Origin of the sequence: Anaerobium acetethylicum, assembly GCF_900096945.1 — a bacterium.
In the GTDB taxonomy this organism is placed as follows: Bacteria; Bacillota; Clostridia; order Lachnospirales; family Lachnospiraceae; genus Anaerobium; species Anaerobium acetethylicum.
In genome coordinates this window covers 1-7,135 of record NZ_FMKA01000068.1, presented here as the reverse complement: position 1 = coordinate 7,135, position 7,135 = coordinate 1, and the positions used below count along the sequence as shown (strand labels likewise).

The window sequence follows — 7,135 nt, the reverse complement described above, 5'->3', positions numbered from 1 at the left end:
TACTTGATTCAAAGAAATGTAGTGAATGAATACAAAGTAGGCAATCGCGAACCGATCAGAATAGAGACTCTCCAGAATGTCTCCATTATTTCATGTTTAGAAAAGTTTTAGGAACGGTAAGTTATTCATCGCACACAAAAAAAAGGTACCTGACACCATAAACTGTAGTTTATGGTGTCAGGTACCTTTTTCTATTCGTTGCTCTAGTTCAAGTTGTGTCTGCAACAATCCATTTTCCAAAATATGATTTACATTAATTCCAGCATCTAAAAAGCCTTTTGACACCATTATTGCTCTGTGACAATCTAATGGATCTTTTTCTGTACACATTAATGCGACATTGTTTCCCTTATCCAATCCCAAAATAACATTTTCTATACCTTCCAAAAACAATTTACTCACTCTTACCTTTTCAAAATCCAGAAAATGCTCACTCGTATATAGGGCTTCATCTTGAGGCCTTGCACCAAAATACTTCCCCATTTGTTTGTAAGTTATTCCACTTTCTGCAAGCAGGTTTTTTATGTTATCACGATTGTATGTTTCAGCAAACCTTGAGAACGGAACACTTCTTACATCTAAGAGATAACTAATGTCATATTTTTTTAACATTGATTCAAAAAAAGAATACTCATGTTTTGAATGTCCTATAGTATACAATATTCCTTTATGCATTTGTACTTCTTCCACCACTCTTTCCTTTACATATTTTCATGTCTATCTTCTCTTATCTTCTGGTTTATTTGAATGAATTAGAATTCCACTTGTTTTTCCAAATTTTCCAGCTCCTCAATTCTTCTTTCACCACGCAAAATCCTTCTCATACTAGTATTATGGCGGTATAGTCAAATTATTTATCTAGCCATTCAAAGACTTTACCAACTTGCCTTATCACATCATCCCATTCCATTTTACCCACAAAATAATTATCCTTGCGGAATAACTCCCATCTTTCCTTTATAACTTCATCATGAAAAATTCGCTCATATATTTTATGAATATCTTCGTTTTGATATACTGTCTCTCGCTTCTCGCAAGTGGCTAAAAATGCTTTATGTAGCAAGTTTCCTGTCTTTAGTTCTTCCTCTTTTTCCTTGCTTAGGAAGTGTATGTCATAAAAATCCCTCATTCTTGTATTTGCAATATCTCTCACAAGAATTGTTTGCAATTTCTCTGCCATCAATGTTTCCAGATTATAGCTCATAACCGAAATGGTTCTGTCCTCAAACATCAGTTTATAATTATATTCCACCGCTCTTGGTGTTATCACATCGTCTGTTGAAATATCAATTTTTATTGTTTGACGAAGATTATCCAGTCTGGCTTCAATCATTAATCTTATTCCAGGATAATCAAAATCCGACATAATTTCTTTACATGAAGTTATTTGAAAACTAATTCCATCATCAATTGGAATATCCATAATTTTTTGTATGATTTCTCGAGCGGCTTCTTCATTTAGCGGTAACGCACTTACTGTAGTGTCGATATCCATTGTAGATCGAAGATCAATGCCCACTAAAGACGCAACTAACATACCGCCTTTCAGGATAAACGAATTTCGATATTCTGAGATAGATACCCTTTCCAGAAATCTTTCCATAACAAATATCCTTATCATTGCCTGTGCAACATTGCTACTGCCATTTGATATATTTTTCACCTTATCTTTCAATTGCTTTGAAGTTCTGATCATATCATTACCTCCACGTACTTCATAATTTCATCCCTGAGACCCATTTTTTCAGCATATGTCAGCAGAACATTTAATTTTTTTTCTGAACTACTCATATATTCTTTCATCGCCGTCTGATATACTTGTATCTCCACTTCACCACGACCTGCAACCATATCACAGATTACTCTTTCTTTATCATAGGTTTTCAACAAATTCCCATAGTTTGATTCTACATCACAAATCCCCATTTGATACAATTCATCATCATATGTGTGAATAATTAATCCCTTTTCCTTGAGTCTAAATGTATTATAACCTTTAGGAACACTCACATGAATCTTCGAATACTCTCGATCTGTTAAACCATGTAAATATAGTGCTGTATCCATGTCGAAAATCAAGATTGGATTACTTTTTTGAATTACATATAATTCATCTATCCATGTCTCATCAGAAACATAAATTCCTTGAGCTGCCCGCTCAAATTTGTTTTCTTTTACATATTTTGATAAATAGGTTTTAGATATGCCAGCATCAACAACCTCAGATGTAAATAAATAGCCATTGTTCTTCTCAGTCATCCTATCTAACTGCTCAGTTTTCGTCATTGATACATCCCTCCGTTGTTTACCTTTGTGTGTATTATAAATCATTTTCGCACAAAAGTAAACCATACATTTACTGACTACCATCAAAATAGTATTCCATATACTTACACCAATATTTTATCCCATTTTAATGATTTCTATCCACTTTGAAAATGCCACAATTCAAGATTAATTCTCGATTTGTGGCATTTTTAAATGTTTTTCTGAAAAACATTTAATTCAATGATATCCTATTTATTTTCCACTAGCTCTATTTATCGTTTCTCTATGTATGCTTTCGATGCCTGATAATATGCCATTTTTAATCAGAAGCCCAAGATTTACTGGCGTATAGTCACATGCATTTGCCGCAACATTAAGGTGTTTGCATCCTTCAGAATACTTCTCTATATTGCTATGATCATGTCCATGAACCCTGGATTCTCGGCCTCTCATGACGAGGCCGGAACCGGTACATTTAATGTTTCATAGATTTCTTGCTGCTTAGCGAGTATTTCGCCTACTCTTAACGAGTGACCAGGATCCTCAAAGCATTCAATCACATCAAGTTTGTCAAGCAGCTGAGACATTGTGTATTTATCATAAAGTTTTGATTCCTTCATCTTGTGATCAAGATGAGAGATTAATTGGTACATCCTCAATAATATCCTTCATAGCAGCAAGAGCCTCATCATATTTCATAATTCCACTACCAGTACATCATCGCCCTTTTTCATAATGATATCCGGACCGTGGCACCGTTTTTCAGGAGACTCCTTTGTGAATATAACAATTAATTTAAAAATGCCATTGCAAAACTTTCAAGTTATGCAATGGCATTCATTATCTTTTTGCCAAAATATCCCTGTTATCAGTAACGGGGTATCCCATTCTTACTTATGACCATCAAAGATCAATACACAAACAGCTACTGCCTGCTTTCTATATATGCCTTAATCTCATCCAGTATAGATGGCAATCCCAATAATTGCAAACAAATTTCATAAAAGTCCCACAGGGATGTTGTATTACCATTTTCCATACCCATCGGAATACCCCTATTCTCTTTTTTAATAATATCCATTGTTTTTTCAAGTATTTCCGGATTGTTTCCATCCAATATGGCACGTGATATCATTTCCGCTATGGGTTTTTCCCCTTTATATGTTTCACAGATATCTATGCTGTTCTGGTAATTACCAAGGTGAAATTCTACCGTGGAAATTTGTACAATAACATTGCGGTATGTATCCGGATCATTTCGATAATCTTCCGGCAATGCCTGTTTATACAGCCTTAAAGCCTCTTTAAACACACGCCTTGACTCTTCTTCTCGAAAAAGGAGCCTAAGAAAATTGGCTTTCGTATGAATCTCTGATGCAATACTGTATGGACCATTTTTCTCTTTAGCTAGATTAATTTGTCCTTCTTGCATCTCCAAAGCCTTTTCCATCGCATCGCAGTATTTGGAGAATTCCTTCAAATACATATAGGTCCTTGCCAAAGAATCATAACTGACATCTAATGGCCTTCTTTCATATCGCAAAAGCTGTCTCTCCGTATTTTCCAGTAACTTTTTCTTATTTGGTTTAGCAAGTTTGACCATCAAATCACTCCTAGTATTTAATTTTAACCATATCCAATGCTTTTACATTTTCCTCATCACCTAATAACGCTTCCGCATACTTGGAAATATTCCTGCCCCAATTTATATCCGATTCGTTACCACCGACATAAACCACTGCAGCCTTATACGCTTTCTTCTTTTTAATAATATCGCTCATTGCATCATATGCTTCATCATATTTCAAATTATCAGCAGAATTCCTTCCAGCAGCAATAAGTGATTCCAATTTGTTCATATATCTTGGTTCATTATTAATTATTAACCAATCCTTTGATAAATACAGCGTATCTATTTTACCTACTTTCGAGTATAACCGATTCCCTGCCGATTTTCCATCCGAAATTTCAGCCTTAGCTGCATAAGATCCTTTTGCTTCCACTATCAGTACATCATCACCCTTTTTCATAATGATATCCGGACCGTGGACACCGTTTTTCAGGAGACTCCTTTGTGCATATAACAACTCATAGCCTAGGTCTTCATATCGAACGATTGCTGTTTCTGTAGCAACCGCTTCGGCTATCCTTTTTTTACTGAGACCCGTTCCCCAATATTTCGCCACACGGTCATTAACAATCGTTTTCTTGGCTGTGGTTACTATTTCATCTGAGAACTTCAGCCCCTTGGCAGTCATCGCTGCTAATTTCGGTATGTCATTGGCTCTTTTTGCCAAGAAAGCCAACGTATCATCACTGATTTTCCCGGCAGCCTTTAAAGTATCTACTACGGTATCACCTTTACACAGCAATGGGATAACCTTACCTAAAACTGCTTTTTTTACTTTCGGTACTTTATCCAGCTCTCTTATGATATATACAGAAATCTTTGGAAGATTTTTTTTACTTCTTTTCCCAAAGTCTACAAGGGTTGACGCTACTTTCCCTGCATCACCAACAGCCGGTACTACACCAACGGCATTTAATAAACTTCCCCAGAAGTCACCTTGTCCAACCGTTGCAATGAAATCACGAATATCCCCCACCACTACAAAGCCTGAAGCGATTTGACCACTAATATATCCAAGCGAATTATACGTACTTTCTTTCATTCGTCCCCAACTAACAAGTGTCTCGCCAAAATCACCACAGGTTGCACCTGCTAGAATATTTTTTACATGTTCGTCCCAAGCATTGTCATAATAAAATGGATCCAGGCCTTTGTCATACTCCTTTTTATCCTTAAAGGTATCTCCATCCGAGTTAGCATTTAAAGGATTATATCCCATATCCACTTCTTTTAGGTCATCCAGCTTATCATTATCTGAATCCGAACTATATTTTTTGGTACCAATATCAGATTCTTCTGCATCCGTTAACCCATCCTTATCAGTATCCACAGCTGATGGATTACTGCTAGCCATATAATAACCCCCGCTCAAACCAGTAAGAATTGGGCCTACTTCCGAATCATCTGACAGTCCATCTTCATCAGTATCTTTACTATTTGGATTTGAATAATACATTTGCCCCAATCCATCACGCATTCCGTTGAGTTCTGCATTATCATAAAGTCCATCTCCATCGGTATCAACAGCATCATTTACGATTTCTGTAATCCTGCTGAAAACTTCTGGAAGCTGAGATGCACTGGATACTGGAAAATACATTCCCCCTGTTCCATCCGCAATGCTCGTTAACAAAGTACTGTCCACGCTAGTACCAAGTCCAATGGTATAGATTACGATATTATTATCTTTGGCCTGTTTTGTCAGACTTGTGTCATACGATCCTTCCCCATCTGTGAGTAAAATCATCGCCTTGATTCTGTTCGCTGAGCTTTTACTGATTAATTCATTATTTGCGATTCGGACACCGGCACCAATGTCCGTTCCACCATCAGAATCAATCCCGTTGATTGCCGTTTTCACACTATCAAGCTTATCCGTCAATCCCAGTGTAAGCCGAGCATATGAATCAAATCTACCACACAGCCTTTGTCTCCCTCGATTAACGCGTCTACAAATGACTTTGCAGCAGTCTTCCTATATCCATCGAGATCATTCCATCCCATACGGTTCTTGAAGATCCGTGTATTCCCCATATATCTCATGAGCCATTCTGGAAAATCGCAAATACAAATCCATTCTTGGTGAAACAATGTTGAGTTCTGGGCAAACTTGCTTCGCCTGCCAAAGTGCCATACCTGTTTTCACACCGTATTTTTTAGCTATATAATCTGCGGTTAAGACTATACCATGTCTTGCTTCGGGGTCTCCTCCTACAGCCAAAGGTTTTCCATTCAGCTCAGGACGATGCAAATGTTCTATTGCCGCATAACATGCGTTAATATCTGAATGCAATATGACTCGTTTACCCATCGCTCATCACCTCGTTTCTTCCAGAAGTTTGTTTCCATATAATCAGAACTTTTTATTGACAAGTCGGAAGTTCTGATATATGATTAACCAGAAGTTGCTTAACAAACATGATTATATCACTTAAAAGAAGTTTGTCAATAGTTAATCGGAAGTTATAAAGATAAAATTTTTATTCCTAGAAAGTAGGTAGTAACATGACTTTTGGTGAAAAAGTAAAAGAGGCAAGATTATTAAAAAATCTATCCCAGACGGAGCTTGCAGCAATAACAGGTATTTCTGAGCGTTCTCTCTATACCTATGAGCAGCTAAATACACTCCCAAGAAAAAGTAATATCAAGAAACTGGCAGATGCGCTAAGTGTATCTGTATCTTATCTGGTAGATGATGAAGAAGCAGATAAACAGAAAAACATTAAGAACGAAGACTTTCTCGATACTGTTAAAGACAAATTCGGTTACAAGGGTGCAAAAGAGGCAAAAGATGTGTTAGACCGTGCTGGAGCACTTTTCGCTGGTGGCGATCTTGATGATGATGCCAAAGAGATATTTATGCAATCTTTAATGCAAGTATATATTTCATCCAAGAAGGAAGCATCTGAAAAATTCTCCAGAAAGAAAAAAACGAAGCCGCCGATCGACGAGTCCGTTTAATAGGACAGTATTTTTGCTACTGTTATAATAGCAAAATGCCAAAATATTTTTGAAGGAAGTGATACCAAATGACAATTGATTACATTGTTAATGTGGTAGATGCTCTGGTCAAGAAAGCAGGTAGCCGAGATCCCTTTGTTATCTGTGAAGTCCTGGACTATAAATTGCACTATATAGTGTTTGCTGATTAAATCGCTTCCGATTGAAAATCAGCAGGTCTTTTCCACAAATTTTGTACCAGCAAAAAAAGTGCAAAAAGTATTCGTGCCTGAATCT

Annotated in this window: 6 protein-coding genes and 2 pseudogenes; 1 reads left to right on the top strand and 7 read right to left on the bottom strand. The window is 36.7% G+C overall.

Annotation, left to right across the window (positions count from 1 at the left end):
* Positions 1-177 precede the first annotated feature (177 nt).
* The 7 genes and pseudogenes from BJR36_RS19485 to BJR36_RS19455 form a co-directional block, all read right to left on the bottom strand.
* Complete coding sequence (locus BJR36_RS19485) at positions 178-675, bottom strand: DUF488 domain-containing protein (protein ID WP_091237101.1); 498 nt, start codon at positions 673-675, stop codon at positions 178-180.
* A 175-nt stretch (positions 676-850) separates the two neighbouring features.
* Positions 851-1,696 (bottom strand): nucleotidyl transferase AbiEii/AbiGii toxin family protein, encoded by an 846-nt coding sequence (locus BJR36_RS19480; RefSeq protein ID WP_091237100.1) that lies wholly within the window; start codon positions 1,694-1,696, stop codon positions 851-853.
* Positions 1,693-2,286, bottom strand: a complete 594-nt coding sequence (locus tag BJR36_RS19475; RefSeq protein ID WP_091237099.1) for a type IV toxin-antitoxin system AbiEi family antitoxin domain-containing protein — start codon at positions 2,284-2,286, stop codon at positions 1,693-1,695. Before BJR36_RS19475 ends, BJR36_RS19480 begins: the two co-directional genes overlap by 4 nt.
* Before the next feature lie 431 nt (positions 2,287-2,717).
* Positions 2,718-2,912: pseudogene (locus tag BJR36_RS19470) on the bottom strand (IS1634 family transposase); the annotation flags it as partial.
* A 281-nt stretch (positions 2,913-3,193) separates the two neighbouring features.
* Entirely contained in the window at positions 3,194-3,871 is a 678-nt protein-coding gene (locus tag BJR36_RS19465; protein ID WP_091237097.1) for a tetratricopeptide repeat protein, read from the bottom strand.
* Positions 3,872-3,881: 10 nt separating this feature from the next.
* A complete protein-coding gene (locus tag BJR36_RS19460) occupies positions 3,882-5,786 on the bottom strand; it encodes a VWA domain-containing protein (protein WP_330388008.1) in 1,905 nt (634 codons plus the stop codon).
* Positions 5,787-5,891: 105 nt separating this feature from the next.
* A pseudogene (locus BJR36_RS19455) lies at positions 5,892-6,209 on the bottom strand (DNA polymerase Y family protein); the annotation flags it as partial.
* 194 nt (positions 6,210-6,403) lie between these two features.
* On the opposite strand from BJR36_RS19455, the gene BJR36_RS19450 reads away from it, so the two are divergent.
* Entirely contained in the window at positions 6,404-6,859 is a 456-nt protein-coding gene (locus BJR36_RS19450; RefSeq protein ID WP_091237094.1) for a helix-turn-helix domain-containing protein, read from the top strand.
* The last annotated feature ends 276 nt before the right edge of the window (positions 6,860-7,135 follow it).